The organism is Amycolatopsis sp. 2-15 (genome assembly GCF_030285625.1).
In the GTDB taxonomy this organism is placed as follows: domain Bacteria; phylum Actinomycetota; class Actinomycetes; order Mycobacteriales; family Pseudonocardiaceae; genus Amycolatopsis; species Amycolatopsis carbonis.
This window is the reverse complement of record NZ_CP127294.1, coordinates 7,322,513-7,342,285: the sequence shown is the minus strand read 5'-3', so window position 1 is coordinate 7,342,285 and position 19,773 is coordinate 7,322,513. Positions and strand designations below refer to the sequence as shown.

The 19,773-nt window shown below is 67.3% G+C and carries 21 protein-coding genes and 1 pseudogene; 11 read left to right on the top strand and 11 right to left on the bottom strand.

Translation table 11 applies throughout. The features are described 5' to 3' along the window. Window positions 1-21 precede the first annotated feature (21 nt). The 3 genes from QRX50_RS36440 (at window position 22) to QRX50_RS36430 (ending at window position 3,758) form a co-directional block, all read left to right on the top strand. Window positions 22-189, top strand: a complete 168-nt coding sequence (locus tag QRX50_RS36440; protein ID WP_285967623.1) for a hypothetical protein — start codon at window positions 22-24, stop codon at window positions 187-189. 180 nt (window positions 190-369) lie between these two features. Continuing rightward, complete coding sequence (locus tag QRX50_RS36435; protein ID WP_285967622.1) at window positions 370-2,871, top strand: alkaline phosphatase D family protein; 2,502 nt, start codon at window positions 370-372, stop codon at window positions 2,869-2,871. Window positions 2,872-3,287: 416 nt separating this feature from the next. Next, entirely contained in the window at window positions 3,288-3,758 is a 471-nt protein-coding gene (locus tag QRX50_RS36430) for a hypothetical protein (protein ID WP_285967621.1), read from the top strand. Between the two features lie 932 nt (window positions 3,759-4,690). On the opposite strand, the gene QRX50_RS36425 is transcribed toward QRX50_RS36430, so the two are convergent. Continuing rightward, window positions 4,691-5,209 carry a hypothetical protein gene (locus tag QRX50_RS36425; RefSeq protein WP_285967620.1) on the bottom strand — a complete coding sequence of 173 codons (519 nt, stop codon included), beginning with the start codon at window positions 5,207-5,209 and terminating at the stop codon, window positions 4,691-4,693. Window positions 5,210-5,264: 55 nt separating this feature from the next. Here QRX50_RS36425 and QRX50_RS36420 point away from each other — a divergent pair, with 55 nt between their 5' ends. Next, window positions 5,265-5,462, top strand: a complete 198-nt coding sequence (locus QRX50_RS36420) for a hypothetical protein (RefSeq protein WP_285967619.1) — start codon at window positions 5,265-5,267, stop codon at window positions 5,460-5,462. Here QRX50_RS36420 and QRX50_RS36415 read toward each other — a convergent pair. Beyond that, window positions 5,441-6,016 carry an SDR family oxidoreductase gene (locus QRX50_RS36415; protein WP_285967618.1) on the bottom strand — a complete coding sequence of 192 codons (576 nt, stop codon included), beginning with the start codon at window positions 6,014-6,016 and terminating at the stop codon, window positions 5,441-5,443. The genes QRX50_RS36420 and QRX50_RS36415 overlap by 22 nt on opposite strands. Before the next feature lies 1 nt (window position 6,017). Beyond that, window positions 6,018-6,125, bottom strand: a complete 108-nt coding sequence (locus tag QRX50_RS36410) for a hypothetical protein (RefSeq protein ID WP_285974656.1) — start codon at window positions 6,123-6,125, stop codon at window positions 6,018-6,020. 169 nt (window positions 6,126-6,294) lie between these two features. Between QRX50_RS36410 and QRX50_RS36405 the strand changes: the two genes are divergently transcribed. Then, window positions 6,295-6,768 (top strand): RrF2 family transcriptional regulator, encoded by a 474-nt coding sequence (locus QRX50_RS36405; protein ID WP_285967617.1) that lies wholly within the window; start codon window positions 6,295-6,297, stop codon window positions 6,766-6,768. Between the two features lie 133 nt (window positions 6,769-6,901). Beyond that, window positions 6,902-8,452, top strand: coding sequence for an FAD-dependent oxidoreductase (locus QRX50_RS36400; protein WP_285967616.1), 1,551 nt, complete (start codon window positions 6,902-6,904; stop codon window positions 8,450-8,452). A gap of 131 nt (window positions 8,453-8,583) precedes the next feature. Here QRX50_RS36400 and QRX50_RS36395 read toward each other — a convergent pair whose 3' ends face one another. The 3 genes from QRX50_RS36395 to QRX50_RS36385 all read right to left on the bottom strand — a co-directional run bounded on the left by QRX50_RS36395 (window position 8,584) and on the right by QRX50_RS36385 (window position 11,057). After that, window positions 8,584-8,826, bottom strand: coding sequence for a hypothetical protein (locus tag QRX50_RS36395; protein WP_285967615.1), 243 nt, complete (start codon window positions 8,824-8,826; stop codon window positions 8,584-8,586). Window positions 8,827-9,005: 179 nt separating this feature from the next. Further along, window positions 9,006-9,716, bottom strand: coding sequence for a non-homologous end-joining DNA ligase LigD (ligD, locus tag QRX50_RS50520; protein ID WP_434533179.1), 711 nt, complete (start codon window positions 9,714-9,716; stop codon window positions 9,006-9,008). Between the two features lie 612 nt (window positions 9,717-10,328). Next, entirely contained in the window at window positions 10,329-11,057 is a 729-nt protein-coding gene (locus QRX50_RS36385; protein WP_285967614.1) for a hypothetical protein, read from the bottom strand. A gap of 840 nt (window positions 11,058-11,897) precedes the next feature. Between QRX50_RS36385 and QRX50_RS36380 the strand changes: the two are divergent. Further along, a pseudogene (locus QRX50_RS36380) lies at window positions 11,898-12,416 on the top strand (transposase family protein); the annotation flags it as partial. Between the two features lie 129 nt (window positions 12,417-12,545). Here QRX50_RS36380 and QRX50_RS50015 read toward each other — a convergent pair. The 3 genes from QRX50_RS50015 to QRX50_RS36360 form a co-directional block, all read right to left on the bottom strand. Then, entirely contained in the window at window positions 12,546-13,064 is a 519-nt protein-coding gene (locus tag QRX50_RS50015) for an FAD-binding oxidoreductase (RefSeq protein ID WP_353074184.1), read from the bottom strand. 211 nt (window positions 13,065-13,275) lie between these two features. Beyond that, a complete protein-coding gene (locus QRX50_RS36365; RefSeq protein ID WP_285967612.1) occupies window positions 13,276-13,587 on the bottom strand; it encodes a hypothetical protein in 312 nt (103 codons plus the stop codon). A 158-nt stretch (window positions 13,588-13,745) separates the two neighbouring features. Then, the gene (locus tag QRX50_RS36360) at window positions 13,746-14,096 is read right to left on the bottom strand and encodes a M24 family metallopeptidase (RefSeq protein WP_285967611.1); all 351 of its coding nucleotides are present in this window, start codon (window positions 14,094-14,096) and stop codon (window positions 13,746-13,748) included. 295 nt (window positions 14,097-14,391) lie between these two features. Between QRX50_RS36360 and QRX50_RS36355 the strand changes: the two genes are divergently transcribed. Next, a complete protein-coding gene (locus tag QRX50_RS36355) occupies window positions 14,392-15,126 on the top strand; it encodes an HD domain-containing protein (protein ID WP_285967610.1) in 735 nt (244 codons plus the stop codon). A 12-nt stretch (window positions 15,127-15,138) separates the two neighbouring features. On the opposite strand, the gene QRX50_RS36350 is transcribed toward QRX50_RS36355, so the two are convergent. Next, window positions 15,139-16,080 carry a GlxA family transcriptional regulator gene (locus tag QRX50_RS36350; RefSeq protein ID WP_353074034.1) on the bottom strand — a complete coding sequence of 314 codons (942 nt, stop codon included), beginning with the start codon at window positions 16,078-16,080 and terminating at the stop codon, window positions 15,139-15,141. Between the two features lie 435 nt (window positions 16,081-16,515). Here QRX50_RS36350 and QRX50_RS36345 point away from each other — a divergent pair, with 435 nt between their 5' ends. The 3 genes from QRX50_RS36345 to QRX50_RS36335 all read left to right on the top strand — a co-directional run bounded on the left by QRX50_RS36345 (window position 16,516) and on the right by QRX50_RS36335 (window position 18,954). Then, window positions 16,516-17,712, top strand: coding sequence for a hypothetical protein (locus QRX50_RS36345; protein ID WP_285967608.1), 1,197 nt, complete (start codon window positions 16,516-16,518; stop codon window positions 17,710-17,712). Between the two features lie 388 nt (window positions 17,713-18,100). Beyond that, a complete protein-coding gene (locus QRX50_RS36340; RefSeq protein ID WP_285967607.1) occupies window positions 18,101-18,433 on the top strand; it encodes a hypothetical protein in 333 nt (110 codons plus the stop codon). 68 nt (window positions 18,434-18,501) lie between these two features. After that, the gene (locus tag QRX50_RS36335; protein WP_285967606.1) at window positions 18,502-18,954 is read left to right on the top strand and encodes a DUF488 domain-containing protein; all 453 of its coding nucleotides are present in this window, start codon (window positions 18,502-18,504) and stop codon (window positions 18,952-18,954) included. Here the strand turns inward: QRX50_RS36335 and QRX50_RS36330 are convergent. Continuing rightward, window positions 18,940-19,674, bottom strand: coding sequence for a DUF8757 domain-containing protein (locus QRX50_RS36330; RefSeq protein ID WP_285967605.1), 735 nt, complete (start codon window positions 19,672-19,674; stop codon window positions 18,940-18,942). The genes QRX50_RS36335 and QRX50_RS36330 overlap by 15 nt on opposite strands. Window positions 19,675-19,773 lie beyond the last annotated feature (99 nt).

Sequence of the window (19,773 nt, the reverse complement as noted above, 5' to 3'; positions counted from 1 at the left end):
GTCCGCCGGTCGGACGCCTGGGTGGTCGAACGCCGGCCGATCGTCGACATCATCCTCGACATCGTGACCAGCCCCGGGCATCAAAGTGCCCTGTCGGCACGCGAGCGCTCCGGCGGCCATCAGTTCCTGCAGGCTGCGCACTTCGAGGGAGGTCAAAAAGAGCTCTGCGCCGCTGCCTTCGAATTCTGATGAAGCCGCGGTACCCAAGCTCTTCCGGGCGATCGCTGGGGGCGGACTGGGAAGTCTTCTGCCGACCACCGACACCGGACGTCCGGTGTACCGGAGCCGTTCACCTCGCCGCCACGAGGTCGGCACCTGGGTCCGGCACGCTCGCCGAGGTTTGAGCGACAGAACGGACGAGACGGACAGATGGCGACGTTTTCTCTGGATCGGCGGCGGTTCCTGACGCTGGCCGGTGGCACGGTCGGTGCGGTGGCGCTGGGGGCGGGGCAGCTCGCGGAAGCGGCGGAGCTGGACCCCGCGCCGTTCACCCTGGGGGTGGCTTCCGGCGAGCCCGACCACACGAGCGTGGTGCTGTGGACGCGGCTCGCGCCGGACCCCCTGGACGCGGCGACCGGCGGAATGCCGGCCGAGCCCGTGCAGGTGACGTGGGAGCTGGCGCGCGACGAAGGGTTCCGCCACGTGATCGCGCGCGGGGCGGTCACCGCGATGCCCGAGTCGGCGCACACCGTGCACGTGCTGGCGACAGACCTGGCGCCGGATCGGTGGTACTGGTACCGCTTCACGGCTGACGGCGTCCGCAGCCGTACCGGCCGCACGCGCACGCTGCCGGCGCCCGGGGCGAAGCCGGACGTGATGCGGTTCGCGTTCGTGTCGTGCCAGTCGTGGGCGGGCGGGCCGTACCCGGCCTACCGCGACCTGGCCGGGCAGGACCTCGACTTCGTCGTGCACCTCGGCGACTACATCTACGAGACCACAAAGGGCGGCCTCGACGAGTTCCGTCGGCTGCACGCGCTGTACAAGACCTCCCCGGACCTGCGCGCGGCACACGCGAGGTTCCCGTTCTTCCTCACCTGGGACGACCACGAGGTGCAGAACAACTACGCCGGCGACGTCGCGGGCGGCGCCGGGGACGGCCGGCCGTTCCTGGAGCGGCGCGCCAACGGTTACCAGGCGTACTACGAGCACCTGCCGATGCGCCCCGAGCAGCAGGCACACGGTCCGGACGCGCTGATGTACCGGCGGATGAGCTTCGGCCGGCTCGCGGAGTTCAGCATCCTCGACACGCGCCAGTATCGCTCCGACCAGGCGCTGGGCGACGGCCGCAAGGAACCGACCGGCGAGGTGTTCGACCCGGCGCGCACGCTCACCGGACCCGAGCAGGAGCGCTGGCTGCTCGACGGGCTCGCCGCGTCGAAGGCCACCTGGAACGTGATCGCGCAGCAGACCATCATGGCGCAGTTCGACTACGACCTCGGGCCGGGCAAGATCGTCAACCTGGACCAGTGGGACGGCTACCCGCCGGCCCGCGCGCGCATCCTCGACTTCATCGCCCGCGAGCGGCCCGCCAACCCGGTGGTGCTGAGCGGCGACTGGCATACGCACTGGGTCAACGATCTCAAGACCGACTTCGACGACCCGCACTCACGCACGATCGCCACCGAATTCGTGGGCACGTCGATCTCGTCGGGCGCCGGCTGGGACGCCGACGTCCGACTGGGCCTGCCGGCGAACCCGCACGTCAAGTTCTACAACGGCACCTACCGCGGCTACGTGAAGTGCGTGGTCACCCGCGAGAAGTGGCGCAGCGACCTGCGGATCGTGCTCAACGCGAGCGACGCGGCGTCGCCCGCCTACACGATCGCGGCCTACGAGGTGCGCGACGGCGTGCCGGGCGCGTACCGCGTCGACGACGGCGACGGCCTGGCCGGGGTGGTCACCGACCGCGCGAACGGCAAGCCGCTGGGCAATGTCGAGGTCGCCGTGCACCGGGAGGACGGGTCGCGCCTCGTCGCCGTCACGACCGACCCGGCCGGCGAGTACGTCGCCTTCGCCCCTGCCGGCGCCTACACCTTGCGCGTCAACGGGGTCGGCTACGACCTGGCGTCCGTGCCGGTGCAAATCGGCGCGACCGGCGGGTCCACAGTGGACTTTCGGCTGACGCGGTCGGTGGCCGGCGCGGCGACGGGCCGCACGGTGCCCGGCCCGCAGTCGCAGGCCACCGCGTCGGATTTCGTGCTGGCCAACGACCTGCTGGCGCTGGCGATTTCGGCCGGCACCACCGACCCGCAGCTGCCCGGTGTCACGCTGGGCAAGCCGCTCGACCTCGCCGCGCTCGGGCACCTCGACCAGCTCGACTGGATGAACCTGCCCTACGCCTCGGCGGCGCAGCCGCGGGGCGGCAACGCGTGGCAGCAGCTGACCGTGCGGGCCACCGCCGTCGAGCTCATCTCGCCGACCGAGGTCCGGGTGACCGGCGCGAGTACCGCGGTGGCGGGCATCGGCGTGGTGACCACGTTCGGCGTGCGCACGGGCGAGCCGTGGGTGCGCGCGGAGACCGTGTTCACCAACACCGCCGACGCGGCCCGCACGTTCTGGCTCGGCGACGTCCTCGACCACGACGGCACCGGCCAGCGCAGCGGCATCGCCGGCCACGGCACCATCACCGCCTCCGCGCCCGCCGACTTCACCCCCACCGCCCCGTGGCTGGGCATGACCGGCTCCGACCGCCAGACCTACGGCTTGCTCTACGACGAACCGGGCTTCACGGTGTACGCGTGCGGCATCTGGGCCATGACGCAGCGGCAGATCACGCTCGCCCCCGGCGCCGCCTTCACCCTGGGCCGCCGCATCGCCGCCCTCGACAACGGTGGCGGGGCCGATCCGTTCGCGGTGCTCGCCGGTCTCTGATCGCCGGCCAGGGTGGGGCGCCGCAAAATTCGGTGCTCCACCCTTCGGCCTCTTCGCCGGGCGTAACGGCGGCGTGTGGGCCCGGCGACCTCGTGCTCGCCGGGCCGTCGGCGCGGGTTCCGGCACGGTCATGCTCGCCCTCGCGGGGACGGCTGGCGCTGGGCGAGTCTGACTCGGTTCACCCGGCGTAACGCGTCGATCGTGGTTGCCGGTGAAGTGGTGAAGCAGAAGCGCCGCCCTGTTCCATACCGGCTGAGCGACCGCTATCCCTTGCTCGAGGCGGCACATCTGCCGCCGTTCGCGGGCTCCCGGGTCGACCTGCTCGGCCGCTCCTCGTTCCTGTCGACAACGACCCCCGTGCCATCGCCGCGCCGGGCGTTCGGGTTTCGCCGGTGTGAGTGCGGGCACCCGTCGGCATGATGAGATCGATTCTCCGTGGCCTCGCCGCTGGGGCGGCGGGTACGACGGCGTTGCACGCCGTCACCTACCTGGACATGGTGCTGCGCGGCAGGCCGGCCAGCCGGACCCCGGAGCAGAGTGTGACGCGGTTGGCCGACTTGGCCGGTATCACGATCCCCGCCGACGGGCGGGAAAGCCGGGTTTCGGGGGCGGGTGCGTTGCTCGGCATCGTGTCCGGTCTGGTGGTGGGGACGGGTTACGGCGCCATCCGGGCGGCGGGCTGGCGGCCCTCCGCGACGACGGCCGGAGCGGCCACCACCGCGGGCGCCATCGCCGTGTCGGCCGCGCCGATGGCGGCGATCGGGGTGTCGAACCCGCGCAACTGGTCGCTGTCGGACTGGGTGTCCGACGTGGTGCCACACATCGCATACGGCTGGGTCATGACGGCGGCTTACGCGGCGATGCTCGACCGCGACGAGTCCGGTTAGCCCGGGCGGACGGGTCTGACCTGGTTCTGTCATCGGCTGCGGAGGAGTTTCCTGACTCCCGCGACGACGAGGAGGCCACCGGCCAGCACCCAAGCTCCTGCCACGATGACCCGGTCCATCGCAACTGTGGCGCGAGCCTACCCGTGATCACCAGCAGACCACATCGCGAGCCTCGCACGCAGCAAGATAGATCTCACCTTGAGCTACACCGACGAGGATCCTCAACCCAGCCAGCTCGCCGGGTACGTCGCGAACGCCATGGCACGAGGCTTGGTCAGCTCGCGAACGAAGACCGTCGGGGTGGTCCTTCGCGATGTCACGCGGGCGTATTAGATACGCGATCTTGCGGGCGTACCACTGGCCCGGCCCTGACAAGAGTGCTATCTGATTTTCCGGGGATCCTGCGCAAAATGCCTGACAATTCCCCTAGATACACAGTTTTTACAGCAAATATATACATTCTAGAGAATTCGAACATTGCGACTTTTTTTGGGCCCAAGTCCACGTCGAAGCGCACATGCTCGGAACTGAGCGCACAGTCCAGCGGGCGATGGTTCAGGGCGAGTCGACCAGGGCGCGGTAGAGCGATGCCATGAACAGTGTAGGGCCAGCAAGCCGCCGCGGAAGGCAACCACAGCGCCGGCCCAGGGTCATCGACGAGGCAATGCTCGTCTTCGCCGGCGCCCTACAGGACAAGGGTGTCCCGATGCCCGAGATCGCGACGAAGCCGACGATCCGCACCGGCAAGAACGCCGGGAAGCAGAGGGGCTTCTCGCGGATGTAGTTTGCGGTCCAGCTGGGAGGCGACGGCGAGAACCCCCTGGCGGCCAACATCCCGCCCCCTCCGACCGTGCCCAAGCTGAGCCTGATCATCGGCGCCGGCTTCCCCGCCGGCGTGTCACCACTCAGTTCGGCTCGTGCCCAGACGATGCCTAAAACGATCCGTCGCGAGACACCCACTTCTGATCGCTGTTTCCGCAGGAGAGATCTGTAAAACTTGCCGTGTCCGCGCCACTGTCACGTTCTCGGGCGTTTGCGAAGTGGTCTGGATCATTCGACGGTCTGCCTGCTGCGTTCCACCAGGCATCAGGTCGCTCGCCGGGCTGCTCGACTGCCGCCCGGTCGGCCGCGCCCGCGGTGGCGGGGGCGGCCGGCGTGGTCGGGAGGTCGACCAGCTTCGGAAGTCGGGCGTTCATCAGCTCGTCGTCCGCCCGTTCGTGCTGTATCACGCGGACCGCGCGCGCTTGCTGCGCCGGGTCGTGCAGGTTCGCCCGCCGGCGGGCGCGGTGCACCTTGCGCGTCCACCGCGCCGCGGCCGACCACCGGCGCTTGCCATCGCCCTGGGGTTTGCCCTCGCTCAGCAGCCGGGTGTATCGGTCGGCGGCCCGCTCGCGGCGACGTTGCAGCGCGTCCCGCTCCGGCTCGCCCAGCCCGTCCAGGACAGCATGCATCGCGCAGCTTGCGCAGCGGGCGGCCAAGGTAGGACAGCTCGGTGGTCGTGCCGCTGTGGCGGCGGGCTTCGCGGACGTCGACACCGAGGGCCTGATGGATCGCCAGCAGGCCGAACACGGCGAAGACCAGACGCACGACCAGGTCCCGGGTGCGCAAGGCCCCTCGTCGCAGGTCGAGCCGCACCCGCTGACTCCGAGGTTCAGCCGCAGTGATCGAGGCTTCCCGCTGGACTACTTCAGCCAGTCCGCGTAGCGAGTGGGAGCGATGCGGGCCCCGTCCTTGGTGGTGAGGACGGCGTCGGTTACGGCGCCGAACACGCCTGCGTTGTTGTCGACCGTCACCGTGCGGCTGTCGCCCTTGGCGGCAAGGGTGATGCGACCCAACTCATCCAGCGGGTAGGTGTCCGGGCCACCCAGGTCGAGGGTTCCGTTCAGGGGCGCGCCGGCTGCAACCTCCGCGACGGTGGCGGCAACATCAGCCGCTGCGACGGGCTGCAGCAGCGTTTCGGGCAGGCGGACGGTGTCGTCGTCGGCGGTCCAGGACAGGACCGAGTCGATGAACTCCATGAACTGAGTAGCCCGGACGATGGAGTACGGAACCGGACCAGCCTTGAGGAGATCCTCCTGCAACGTCTTGGCGCGATAGTAGTCAAGCCCGGAAACCTGGTCGACGCCGACGATCGACAGGATGACGAAGTGCCCGATGCCCGCCTTCTCGGCCGCGGCCAAGAGATTGTCCATCGAGGCCTGGAAGAACGCGAGCGAGGCCTCGTCGAAGGTCGGGGAATTGGTCAGGTTGACGACCACATCAGCGCCGGCCAGCGACTCCTCCAGACCCTGTCCGGTGATGATGTCGACCCCCGGTGGACCTCGAGTGCGGCACGGCGTCGTGCCCTGCCGCCCTCAAGTCCTCCACGACGTGCGACCCAATTAGCCCGGTCCCGCCGATGACTGCGAACTTCACGACCTGTTCCTCCCCTTCTGGATACCTATGTCCACAATCTCGGACACGTTATATCCGAGAAAATACACGGACACTATGTATCCGAGTCAAGTCGGCAGTGTGATTGACTGACGGAGTGAAGATGTCGGGCGGAGTCGAGTGGGCACTGCACTGCTGTGTCGTGCTGACCTCGGTGGACGAACCAGCTCCCGCCGCGCGGCTCGCCCAGCTGCATGATGTCTCGCCCAGTTACCTCGCTAAACAGCTCCAGGCCCTCTCCGGCGCCGGGCTGATCCGCTCCGTCCAGGGAAAAGCGGGGGGTTACATCCTCGCTCGCTCCCCTGGGTCGATCACCGTGCTCGACGTCGTCGAGGCCGTCGACGGGCCGTCACCAGCCTTCGTCTGCACGGAGATCCGCCAGCGCGGCCCGCTGGCCACCCCGCCCGAGGCCTGCACAGCACCCTGCGCGATCGCCCGCACCATGGCCGGCGCCGAACAGGCGTGGCGCGAGGCGCTCCGCGCGGTGTCCATCGCTGACCTGGCCCGCGACGTCGGCTCCACCAACCCGGGCGCTCTGGCCGGCATCAGCACCTGGCTCCGTCAGGCACAGGCGTAAGACTGCCGGGCTCACCGGCTGCCCGCCTGCCGGTCCAGCCGGCCGGTGACCGACCCAGCCCACGCCGCACGCAGCAGAGCGGTTACACCATCAGGGCCACGGGAGCCGAGTTGACACAAGGGTTGGCGACGACATGTCCGACGACCGGTTCGATGCCGGACTCCCGCATGCCGGCTCCGCCGGCGACCGCGGCGTTCCCCACGGTCCGGGCTGTCACGCCCAACACACTCATCGCCAAACGCACAGACCTCGTCCTATATTAAATGTACGTACATTTTGTCGGTCCCTGACCTGGACCGCGACAGCCCGGAGGAGAGTCATGCCCAACGTGGACACCGCACACTTCGATCTTGTCGTGATCGGGTTCGGCAGAGGCGGGAAGACGCTGGCCGCCGCGATGGGGCGAAGTGGCAAGCGGGTGGCCGTGATCGAGCGGTCGGCGGAGATGTACGGGGGCACCTGCCCCAATGTCGGGTGCGTACCGACCAAGTCGCTGATCCACCAGGCCGAGACCGGCGCCGGTCACGGCGAAGCCGTCGAGAAGACCCGGAACCTGACGACGAAGCTGCGTGGCGTCAATTTCGTCACCCTCGACTCGATCGACTCGGTCAGCGTCCTCACGGGACAGGCCGCTTTCGTCGACCCCAAGACCGTGGAGGTCAGTGCCGGCGATGACCGGCTGACCGTGACCGGCGACACCATCGTCATCAACACCGGGGCCGAGCCCGTGGTGCCCGGCATCCCGGGGCTGGCCGGGAGTCCCCGGGTGCACACGAGCACCGGTCTCATCGGGCGCGAGAACCTCCCGCGGAGGCTGGCTGTGCTCGGCGGCGGCCATGTCGGCATCGAGTTCGCCTCGATGTTCGCGCAGTTCGGCAGCGAGGTGACGGTGCTCGACCAGACGCCACGCATCCTCGGCCGCGAGGACGACGATGTCGCGGCGGCCGCGGAACAGGTGCTCGTCGACGCCGGGGTCCAGTTCGTCCTCGATGCCCAGGTCATTCGGATGACCGAGACGGACGAGGGGGCCAAACTCGATTACCGGCGTGGCGACGGCGAGGACTCGATCGTCGTGGACGCGGTGCTGGTCGCGGCAGGCCGCAAGCCGGCCACGGAAGGCCTCCACCTGGATCGCGCGGGCGTGGCGACGACTGCCGGCGGTGCGGTCGAGGTGGACGATCGCCTGCGTACCAGCCAGCCGCACATCTTCGCGGTTGGCGACGTCAAGGGCGGGCCGCAGTTCACCTACGTCTCCCTCGACGACAGCAGGATCGTCGCCGATCAGCTCGCGGGTCGTAGAACTCGGTCGACGGCCGACCGGGCGCACATCCCGTACACGCTCTTCCTGACGCCACCGTTGGCCCGGGTGGGGCTCACCGAACGGGATGCACGCGAGCAGGGGTACGCGGTGAAGGTGTCGCAGAAGGCGGTCGCGGACATCGTTTCGATGCCCAAGGCGAAGATCCTCGGCGAGACCCGAGGGCTGATGAAGTTTGTGATCGACGCGGAGACGGACCAGATCCTCGGCGCCGCGCTGCTGAGCGTGGACGCGCAGGAGCTGATCAACACCGTCACGCTGGCCATGCGGCACGGCGTGACCGCGACGGATCTGCGTGACGCGATCTACACGCACCCGTCGTCGACCGAGGCCTTCAACGAAGTGCTGTCCGCTTCCCGAAGCTGACATGGCAGGAAGGCCTCCCAGTAGCGCGCGCCGAAAAACAACGCTTAAGCGGGAAGGTATGCGACACGTCTGACGTAGCAGGCATAACGGATAGTGGCCAGGCTTCCGCTGTTCGGGGATGAAAATGGGCCTCACATCGCCGCGGCGGCCGACGTCGCCACGCGCATGATCTGCGTGGTCGTGCTGGGCCCGATGAGCATGACGGCGGTGGACGCGTCGCTGCTACTGGCCCGGATGTTGGCGCCGGAGCCGATGCGCCCGGGCTGGGCCGAAGCGCTGCGGATGTCCGCGTCGATGCTGCCGCACCGGTCCCTTGTGGACATCGACGCGCGCCTGGAGCAGGCGGCGGCGAAGCCGGTGATCGTGCCGGACACGATCACCGTGGACCGCGGGACGATCTACGAGTCGGAGACGTTCCGGCGCGCGTGCGAGCGGCTCGAGTCTCGCTGCAGCCGGTGCGGCCGGGCACGCCGACGGACAAGGGGATCGTCGAGCGGACGCTGCAGTCGGTGAACACGCTGTTCTGCCAGCACGTTGCCGGCTACACCGGCCCCTATCGGCTGCTGAGCGCGGTCTGCTCGCAGCAGGTGCGCGACGACCACTCCGCCGTCCCGCTCGCCCAGGCCCGGAGGGCCACTACGGCGGCGGCACCGCCAGCTTCTGCTCGACCATCGGCCCTCACCCCCGACCGCGCCGTGGCGATGCTGGAGGGAATGCCGACCCTCGGCTTCACACCGCAGGACGTGCGGACCGCCCGAGAATCCTTCGTGCTGGCCAAAGCCCGCGACCCCCGCAACATCCCCGGCTGAACAGCCACTGCCGCCACGCGCGTGTCGTGCAGGCCGGCGAGCAGGTCACCGTCCTCGACGCGGTGCAGCACATCCTCGTCGGTGAACCTCAGCTCGGCCGCAGCACGGAAGGCGCGGACCTCGTCCCAGGTGACCGGGGTCGAGACGGCCGGGGTGTCGCGGCCGCGCAGCGACGGGGCGATCGTGGTCTTCGCAACGTGGTTCTGGGACCAGTCGATCAGCACGCGGCCCGCGCGCAAGTCCTTCGCCATCTTGGCGACCACGAGCTCGGGCAGCTCGGCGGCGAGCTGTTCGGCGACCGCCTTCGCGTAGGCCGAAGTGCGCTCGGGCTGGCGAGTGCGGACGCCGCAGTACACCTGCAGCCCCTTCGAGCCGCTGGTCTTCGGCAGCGGGGTCAGCCCGTCGCCGGTGAGGACCTCCAGCAGCCGCTCGGCCACCCGGGCGCATTCGACCACGCTGGCACCCTCGCCTGGGTCGAGATCGAACACGAGCCGGTCCGGGGACCGGCGCTTCGACTCGGGGCCGACCCGACCAGGAGAGGATGGCCGCTCGGGCCGACGTAGTGCTCCGGCTCGATGCCGCACACCTCGCACCGTTCTCAGTCCGAGGCGCTGACGAAGTTGTTGCTCAGCCGCGAATCTTGACCGCGCGGTCTTTGGGGTAAAGAGACACACACGGGGCCCTGACGCTGCTTTGCCGACTCGGGCAATAGTTGACGGATCCGTCTGGCGCCGTACCGCCAGGCCAGGTCAGAGGATAAGGCTGCACGGTTGGGAGCGCAGCCCAGCCAGACGGTTCCCCTGATCTCCCGCGTCCACTCCAGCAACCCGGTCCGCTCGGCGGTCAGCGGGCGAACCGAGGATCAAGCCGCCGTTGCGGCGCTCCTCATCGGTGTTTGAAAAGTCGAGACATGGGATGTCGCAGAAAAGATCATCGCTCACGAGTATCAGATCACCACGTAAGACACACTCTTACCCACCGCCTCACCATGAGAGCCGAAATACTCCAATATCGGTAACTCCCGGTCCGTCTATCGACCGACCGGGAGTTACCGAAGGGCTCGAAGTCTAGCTAGTGAACCTGTTCGGGAACTGTGTGACGATTCCCTTGCTGTACATGTCAGCCATGGACGCCATGTGCTCTTCAGCCTTGCCGTAGTCACGAATTGCGCCAGTGAAGTCGTTCTTCAGAAGATCCACGGCGTATGCGGCCGTTTGATCGATGTGCTGACGCCACATCGTCTCACTGTCTGCAAGGGGCCAACTTTTAGGGTTTAACGACGACGTATAGTCCGCGATTTGCTTCGCATTGTCGTACCAAGCTTTCATTGCCGACTGAAGTCCGGCGTTGTCGCCAGCCTGAGCTGCTTTCAGAACCGGGACCGCATCGTTAATATGAGTAGTCAGCAGGTCCGTCAGCTGTTTACCTTTGTCGGCACCGTAGTAGACCGCGAACGCCGCGCCAATGTCCGGCTGATTCTGCAGAAGCCGATTCACTGTAGGCTGCAATGCGTTTTGGTCATGAAAGAACGCATTGACAGTCGAGTAAGTCCACTCCATGTGTTGTGACCACAGGTTCCGCTGACCGGTGTACAACTTCACTTCGGCGTCCGTATTGGCATTATGTGCCATCGCATCCATCGACATGGTTGTCGACGCACTCGCTCCATTGGACGGACTCGACGAACTACATCCGCTGACGATGGTAGCGACAGCACTGAATCCGGCAACCACGGCCGCCAGTTTCAGGCGCACATCGTGCGATCGGTTCGCGGACATCCACTTCGAGGTGGTCATCTTTTTCCTCTCTAGCGTGTCGGTGACACGCAACCCCGCGCTGCCACGCTTGGCATCCCCGGGCTCTCACTACCAGAGTGACCTTCAATGCGGTCCGATGCCAGGCACTCCTGGCCGTCCTTCACACAACTTCGGACACGAATCACTCAATTCTTGGAGAGTTCCGGCGACGAGAGGCGCTTCGACGGCAACCGACTGACTGTGACTACTCAGGAAGCATCCTGAAAACGCCGTGGTCAGCCAATGTTCGCACAGGCCTGGATCACAAGGTCGGTCGGATCTTGGCTTCCAGAAGGGCGCGGAGCGAACATCTAGACGCGGGGGCCGACCCGACGACATCACCGGCCAGGTAACTGACAGTTTGCGGGATGAACCCCTTCACGTTGACCCGTCCGACTCGCGAGCGGCAGGAAGCCTTGTCTCGCTACGACTCCCGACGCTGACCAGTCGCGCGGCCGGGCACCCCCCACTTCCCGAACCAACGCCAGGAACACCCGTGTTTCAGCTTGCCGCAGCGGTGAACTGGGTTGCCGGGCGAAAACTGACCAAGTTCCCACAAATATGAACATTAGGTCGGCAGGGGAGCCAAGGCTGCGACGCTTCAGGACAACCCGACACTTCGGAACTGAGCGTCGGGTTCGACGGTTGCGAGGTCAGGACAGTGCCCAGCTCGAGGAGAGTGGTGTTCGTCGTCTTCGACGGGGTAAAAAGCCTGGACATGGCAGGTCAGGCCGGGGTCTTCGCGGAAGCGACCCTCTTCGGGTCGGACTACTCGTTGTGCTAAGGCATGTCTCGTAACCCGGTGTGGGCTTGGCCTGCCCGGTAGTTGATCATGGTGTTGTGCAGGTGATCTCGGCGTCGCGGTCGGAGTGGATTGCCCCGTTCACGGGGTTGGAACCGGGTCAGTTCCGCAAGCTGGTGCGGGCCGTGGCGAAGCGAGGTGGCGATGAGATCGCCGATGGTCGGCCTGGTCGTCAGTGGCGGCTTGACCTGGCCGATCGTGTGCTTTTGGTCGCGACGTACTGGCGGACGAACCTGACGATGCGCCAGATCGGACCGTTGTTCGGGGTGTCGCATTCCGCGCACCGGGTGATCGACGCCATCGGACCGCTGCTGGCGATGGCCCCGGTTCGCAAGCGGCGGATCGACTCGGTCGCGATCGTGGACGGCCCCCTGGTGCCCACGCGGGATCACCGGCTGGCGGCACCGTCGAAGAACTATCGGTACGCGGCGAACGTGCAGATCGCGATCCACGCCGACACCCGGCTGGTGATCGCCACCGGCGACGCGAATCCGGGCAACCGCAACGACTGCACCGCCTACCGCGACTCCGGAATCGAGAACCGCAAGGACACCGTGAACGCGCCGCGCAGCGGTTCGGGCAGTTCGGGCAGCGGTGGGAGCCGCAGCACGGCGAACGACGAAACCATGGTTTCCTGTGTGCCCGGGAGCCAGGCGGTCCAGGCGCGCAGCACATCGGCCGTCCGCTCACCGGGGAAATTGAGGCCGCCGCCGTAGAGGCGGGGCACCGGGAACAAGTCGAACTCCAGCGCGGTCACCACGGCGAAGTTGCCCTTTCCACCGCGCAGCGCCCAGAACAGTTCGGGTTCGGACTCGGCGTCGACCTGCCGCAGTTCGCCGTCCGCGGTCACCACCTCGAGCGAGAGCACGTGGTCGGCCGCGTAGCCGTGGGAGCGGCCGAGGGTCGAGCTGAGGCCGCCGCCCAGGGTAACCGGAGACTCCCACCGTGGGATTCGACCCGTTGAGCGGGGCCAGCCCGACCTTCGCCGCTTCCGCGACGACCTCGGCCCACAACGCCCCGGCGCCGACCCGGGCCGTGTGGCCGACGGTGTCGATCACCACGTCGTTCATCCGATGCGTCGCGATCACGACGGCGCCGCGTGCCGCGCCGACCATCTGGTGGCCGGTGGTCTTCACCAGGACCGGCCGGTGCCGGCCCGCCGCGAACGCGACCGCGGCCTGGACATCAGCCGCGCTCTGCGCCACCACCACGATCACCGCGGGCACCAGCTCGTGGTTCAGGTTGAAGACGGCGCGTTCTTCGTCGTATCCCGCGTCACCCGGCAGCAGAACCGGACCCGCCACCACAGCAGCCAGGGACGCGGCTTCATCAGCAGCACCGGCGGCAAAGGAGAATCGTCGAAAGTCTTGGTATTTCCCCTGGGAACATCGGGAAACTGGGCGGCGCTGTCACCACTCAGGAAGCGTCCTGGGTGACACCGTGGTCAGCCCAATAGCGAACGTGCGGCAGATCGTCGTCGAGCCAGTACGCGGTGTCCTCGGTCACCACGAGAACTTCACCCCATTTCGCGCCGACGTCGCCGCGGCCGATTTGCGGCTCGAACGCCCACAAACCCGGCTCACACGGCCGGTCGGACCTCGGCTTCCAGAAGGGCGCGGAGCGAACGTCCAGGCGCAGAGCCGATCCGACGACGTCGCCCACCAGATAGCTGACCGTCTGCGGGCTGAAACCCTTCACGTTGAACGTCGGCAACCGCAGGCCGGGCACTCGGCCGACGCGTTGTCGATCCTGGCCTGGGTATCGCCCTTGCGCACCATCTCCAGAATCATCGGACGAAAGGCGGCGAGCGCCATTCGGGTTTCGTGGAATTCTTCCGTCGGCCCGCCGAGTGTGCAAGAGTGCCCGATATCGGCGGCTCCACGCCGCTAGATGGGGCCGACATCGAGGATGATCGCATCGCCGTGGGCCAACCGACGACTGCTCGGCCGATAAGTTCCGCTGCCACGAGCCGTTTTGGGCTCGAAGAGGTCTCGGGCCCGACGCGGAAGCCGCGGAAAGCCCAGAAATCGAGTACGGTCGCCGAACCACACGAAGCCGTAGTGGAAGAAGCGGGAAACGCCACGCGCGCGAAGCCAGCGCTCGAGCATCCCGGCCGCCTGCTGCTCGGTGATCCCTTCGTGCAATTCGGCTTCGATCGCGACAACCGCGTCGAAGGCGAGACGTTGAGCCGCCTTGAACGTTACGAGTTCTTCGTCGGTGAACAATTCGCGGGTCAAGGTGGGGTGCCTCCGGTGGTGGCGTCGATGTTGATCAGCACCAGCGTCTGTGAGCCCGGTACGGCTCTGAAGAGCAGAACCCGACGAAAATCCCACAGATCCGGACAGTAGCGGACAACCTTGCCGACCCGGCGCAGTCGAGTCCGAATTTGTGGGCTGCCTGTCACTCACCGCCTGGTCGGGACTTCGCCGATCGCAAAACTGGACGCAGGAAACCCCCCGTCTTACAGGAGCCCTCGTGTGCGCAAGCGGCGACGCAGCAAGTGGATCGACCTCGGAACCCTCGTCGTCGACGATGGTCAGCTACGACTGGGTCTGCGAAACGAACGGCGTACTGACTCGCGCCGAGCGGTCAACCGTCCGCACCGGCATGCGAAAATTTCTCCTGGAGACGATCGGTGATTTCATCACGTGGCCGATGAACAGGCCACGTTCGACGGAAACCCTCGTTCCGGAATTTCCTGACGCCGAAGTTGCGAGCGCCGCCGTCGAGATGTCCAAGAAGCAAGGCACCACGCTTCTCTTCCACGGTTACCGAACCTGGCTGCTCGGAACAGCGTTGACCCAGGCGGACCACACCGAGGTTGATGCGGAACTTCTCTTCGTGACGGCACTGCTGCACGACTCGGGAATGCTCGTCAGCGTGCCCGGGGAGGATTTCACCCGGCGGTCGGCGGACACCGTTCTCGAGGTTTTCGACCGCGCCGGCGCGCCGCGGCGCAGAGCCCTCGAAGCCGCCGATGCCGTGGTCGCGCACGCGACACCAGGCCTCGACAGGTCCACGGACCCGATCGGCTACTACGTCCAGGGCGGTGCCATGGCCGATCTTGCCGGCATCCGCAGATGGGATCCGCCGTCCGGGGCCACAGGTCAAGGCTATGCCCTGTACCCGTCCCACGACATCCACCGCACTCTTTCGGCACTGGCTCGCCGAAACGCCGAAGAACTACCCGACGGTCGAATGGCGCTGCTCGCTCCGAAACCATTGGGCAAGGCACTTCGCTTGGCACTGAATTTCTCGACCGGGTGACTGGCACGAATTCTACGGCCTGCCCGTGGTCTTGAACCGGTCGCGGTACTGACTCGGCGAGAGCCCCAATCGGGCCACGAAGGTGCGGCGCATCGTCTCCGGGCTCCCGAATCCCGCGCCCTCCGCCGCCTCTTCGACGTTGTGTCCTGAATCCAGCAGCGACTTCGCGTGATCAAGCCTCACTTTCTCGACATACCTCGCCGGCGTCATGTCGAACTCCGCTTGGAAGAGCCGGATGAGGTGCCGAGCGCTCACCCCGACCCGGTCGGCGAGCCGGCCGGCGCTGTGATCCAGACCGGGGTCCGCGGAAATGAGATCGACAACGTCCCGCAGCGTCGGCGTCCGGGCGGGCTTTATCTCCAGAGGAGCGGAGAACTGCGACTGGCCACCGGGACGTTGCATGAAAACGACAAGGTTTCGAGCAACGGCACGCGCGAGGTCGGGGCCGTTGTCGGCCTCGACCAAGGCCAGGGCGAGGTCGATCCCGGCGGACACCCCCGCCGACGTGAACACCCCTCGGTCCTGTACGAAGAGAGCATCCGGGAGCACGTCGACGTCCGGGAACGCACGAGCGAAAAGCTGCGCGTAGCGCCAATGGGTGGTTGCCCGACGCCCGGACAACGCGCCCGCAGTGGCCAAGGCGAAGGAACCCGTGCAAATGGAGACGAGCCGGCGGGTCCGCTCGTGAAGCACCCGGATGGCAGCCACGAGCTCGGGATCGATGGGGGCGCTGACAAGGACATCGCCGCCGCAGACCACGATGGTGTCCGCGTGCGCCACGCTGTCGGCGGGACCGTCGACGGGCATGGTCGACCCGGTCGAGGTGGCCACGGCCTCACCCGAGGGAGACACATAGGACAGCGCGTAGTCCGCGCCGAAGAGGTTCGCTTCGGCGAAGACCTCGGCGGGCCCGGCCACGTCCAGGCTTTTCACCCCGTCGAAGATGACGAACACCACGTTCCTCGAGCTGGGCACTGTCCTGACCTCGCAATCGTCGAACCCGGCGCAGGTTGCCGAAGCGCCGGGTTGTCTGAAGCGTTGCATCCGTGGCTCCCCGTGCCGAACCGATGTCCGGATCTGTGGGAACCCGGTCGGTTTTCGCTCTTCAGCACAGTTCACCACTCCCGGCAGACTGACAGAGTCCACCTGGAAGTCGTGATAGGACAACGCTTCCCGCTCGGTCAGCCGACCTCATTGCCCCCTCGTCGCAACAGCAGGGAACTCGTCGACAACAACGCGAAGGACAGACACCGGAATCACGCGAAACCAAGTTGATCCGGTTTCATGCCGACTTCGGGTCGGGCAGATCAGTGCGGTGGAGGGAACCGGGTCGGTGACGAAAGCGGTGGCACGTTTCTCGGCCGTTCGCCGATCACCGGCGCCGACGACATGACCACGCGGCGCCCCGCGCCGCCCGTCGGGCGCGCTCCCGGCGCTCTGGGCCGCTGGCTCGCCGGCGGTGCGCTCGTGGCCGCGGCCGCCGGCCTCGCTTACCTGCTCTCGGCGGCCAGTGGCTCGCTGCCGCACATGCTTCCCGGCTACGACGTGTGGCAGGAGCAGGCGTACGCCCGGATTCCCGCATTCCTGCGCTGGTGCCTCGGCGACACGACCGAGGCGCAGTCGTTCAAGGCCGATCTCGGTGGGCTCGGCCTCCTCGCCGGCAGCTGGATCGCCCATGTTGCGGCGACCCGGCGGCGCCGCTGGGCCGGGTTCCCGATCGCTGTCGGCACCGGGTTGTGGCCGTGGCTCACCGGATCGGCGCTGCTCGGGCTGCTGCTGTCGAACCTCGCGTGGGGCTGGACGATCCCCGCCACGGGCGCGTGGCAGCCGACGTTCGTCGCGTTCGTGTCAATCCCGCCCGCGGTCGTGTTGACCTACGGGCCGGGCTGGCGGGTGGCTCTCACCGGCGCGGTCCTCGGCGCCGTGCTGACGACGCCGATCGCGATCGGACTGGTCCAGTTCGTGTGCTACCCACTGGGGCTGCCCACCTCGATCGGCAACGCCAGCGGCATGTGGCTCAGTGCGCTGCTCGCGTTCCCCCTGTGCCGGATACTGCCGTGGTTCCCCCGGCGGCCGACACCAGCACCCGACCCGGTCGATCCGCCACGCCAAGGACCTGCGTGGGTCATCCGCCGCGTACTGGCCGACTTCGCCGAAGCACCGTTCCACGGCAACGAAATCAGCTCGGCGGGTCTGCTCGTCGGCACGCTGCTCACGTACCTGCTCAACCCCCTGACCCCGGTGCACGGCACCGCGCTGCTCCCGGCACTGCTCACCACGCAGGTCCTGACCTCCACGCTCGGCGTCCTGCTCTACCGCCGCCAGTGGGCCCGACACGGCTGGTACCCGACTTTTGTCCCCCTGGTCTCCGTCGCACCCGCCGTAGTGCTCACCTACGGCCCCACTGTCCCGGCCATCGTGGGCGGCGCGGTCCTGGGCGCGATCCTCGCTCCGCCCCTCGCCGCGTACACCTCACGAAGGCTCCCGGACGCGGTCCACCCCTTCGTGGGCAACGTCGTGTCCATGACAGTGTGCACGGCAGCGGTGGTCCCTGCCCTCGGGTTGCTTCCCGGATTCGTCCACTGAGGGCAATCAAGAAGTTATTATCCGTCACAAGGCCGTAGCGCTGGTGTATGAGCTGGGTGCCCGGTTCGATAGCGGCCAGCGAGATCCTCCGTCGGGCCGGTGCTCCGTCCGAAGCTCACGCAGCTCGCACCGTGTCGGTCAGCGTGACAGACGCGACGTCACCTCACGACCACCTGTGATGAGGGGCGCGCACGTGCATTCGACTCGCCGCGCACCAAAGAGTTGCCCGGCACCCTAGGCCGAACTGGGCGTGTGAAGCGCTCCATGCGCGGCGCGACGTGCTCTGCATCGCCCGCGACATCGAGGCGATCAGCTTCCTGAACCGGCTCTAGTCGCCGCGCGTGGCGATCCCTGCGTAAGGCGGCTGCCCGCTGCTAACTTCCGCCGTATGACCGACCAGCGGACCGAGGCGGACGGGCAGCCCAGCAGTCCGGGGGAGACCTTCCGCTACGCCGACATGGTCGAAATCGGCACCTGGTTCGGTCACGACCATCGGGTCGTCTCGACCTGGCGGAAGCGCTACGCCGACGACCACCCGTTCCCGGAGCCCGACGTCATGGTCGGACGCACCCCCGGCTGGGCCCGCGGTCGGCACCCGGAGATCGAAGCCTGGGAACGCGCGCGGCCCGGGCGTGGTGCCGGCGGGGCCGGCCCCGAAAACGCGACGTGCGCTGAACCTCAACGTCCAGCGAGCTGCCCTTTGCGCTGTTCCTTGCGATGAAAAGTCTCTGACCAGAACTGCGGGGGGGACGTGACACTGGTGGGGAGGGACGTGACATTGTGGTGGTCATGACTGCTGCCAAGACTCGTCCGCGCGCTGGTGCGCTCGGTGTGGGATACGAGGGTTGCGACCTGCAGCAGTTCGTCGAAGGTTTGGTGGCTGCTGGGGTGGAGACGCTGGTGGACGTGCGGCTTACCCCGATCTCGAGGAAGCGCGGCTTCAGCAAGAACGCCCTGCGCGAGGCCCTCGCGACCGCGGGGATCGCGTACGAGCACTACCGAGAGCTGGGGAACGCGAAGTCGAACCGTGCGGGATTCGGCGGCGACGCCGACGAGCTCGCTACGGCGCGCCGGTGCTACGCCGAGTCGATCAGCGGCCCAGATGCGGACAACGTACTGGCCGGCCTCGCTGGCCGGGCTTCGTCCGAGGTGCTCGCCGTGCTGTGCTTCGAGGCCGATCAGGCCAGGTGTCACCGCGACATCGTGCTGGACGAGATCGCTCGGAGATCAGCGTCGACGTGACGGCTTGCGCGGCGGGTAGTAGAGGCCGAGCACGCTGAACGTCCGTGGATGCGCGGCGACATTTCCCACGTAGAAGGCCACATCGTTCTCCGGTGTGCAGGGCTGGACAAAGAACTGCTTCTCAAGAAACGCCTGAGCCTCGCGGTCTCGCTTCGATCCCAACCTCAGCAGAGTGAACGCGACGAACTCCCAGTCGATAAAGCCCTGTCGGTGTCCTCGGCAGCCGGGTTCTTCGCACTCGTAATGGAAGGTGGCGGAGAACCGCGGAGCTTGCAGGGGAGTGCGGTCCTCGTTGCCGAAGAGAGTGCACTGTCTCACGTAGGCGTCGATCTTCCCCTGTTGTGCCGGTGACCAGCCGGGATGCGGCTTGACCTGGAGTGCTTTGATCCGACTCGGGCGGACCAGTGCGAGCGAGGGGGTGTCCATGCTGGCGCCGCGGTGCAGCCGGCACATGGTGATCCGTCCGACCATCGGGTCCAGCCAGGGGCGACGGCGCTCCCAACCAGCGAGGCTGCCCTCCTTCCGCATCGTCTGCATCCGGGGCCGCCAGCTCTCCCGCCTGCTGTCCTGGCGCGCCGGCGTCGCGTCCACGGTGATCACGTCATACTTCTTGAAGCTCGCATCCCCGCCGAGCTCGCGGAAGTTGATCGGGTACAGCCGTACCCAGCCTTCGTGACCGGGCTCCAAGCGGAGGCTCCCCTCGTATATGAGAATCGTCATGCATCAACGGTTTCCCGCCGGTTCGTATCGGTGGGAGTGTCGTGCGGCCACCGGATCGTCGAGCACCCCGCCACCGCTCGGGTCGAAGCCCACCCGACC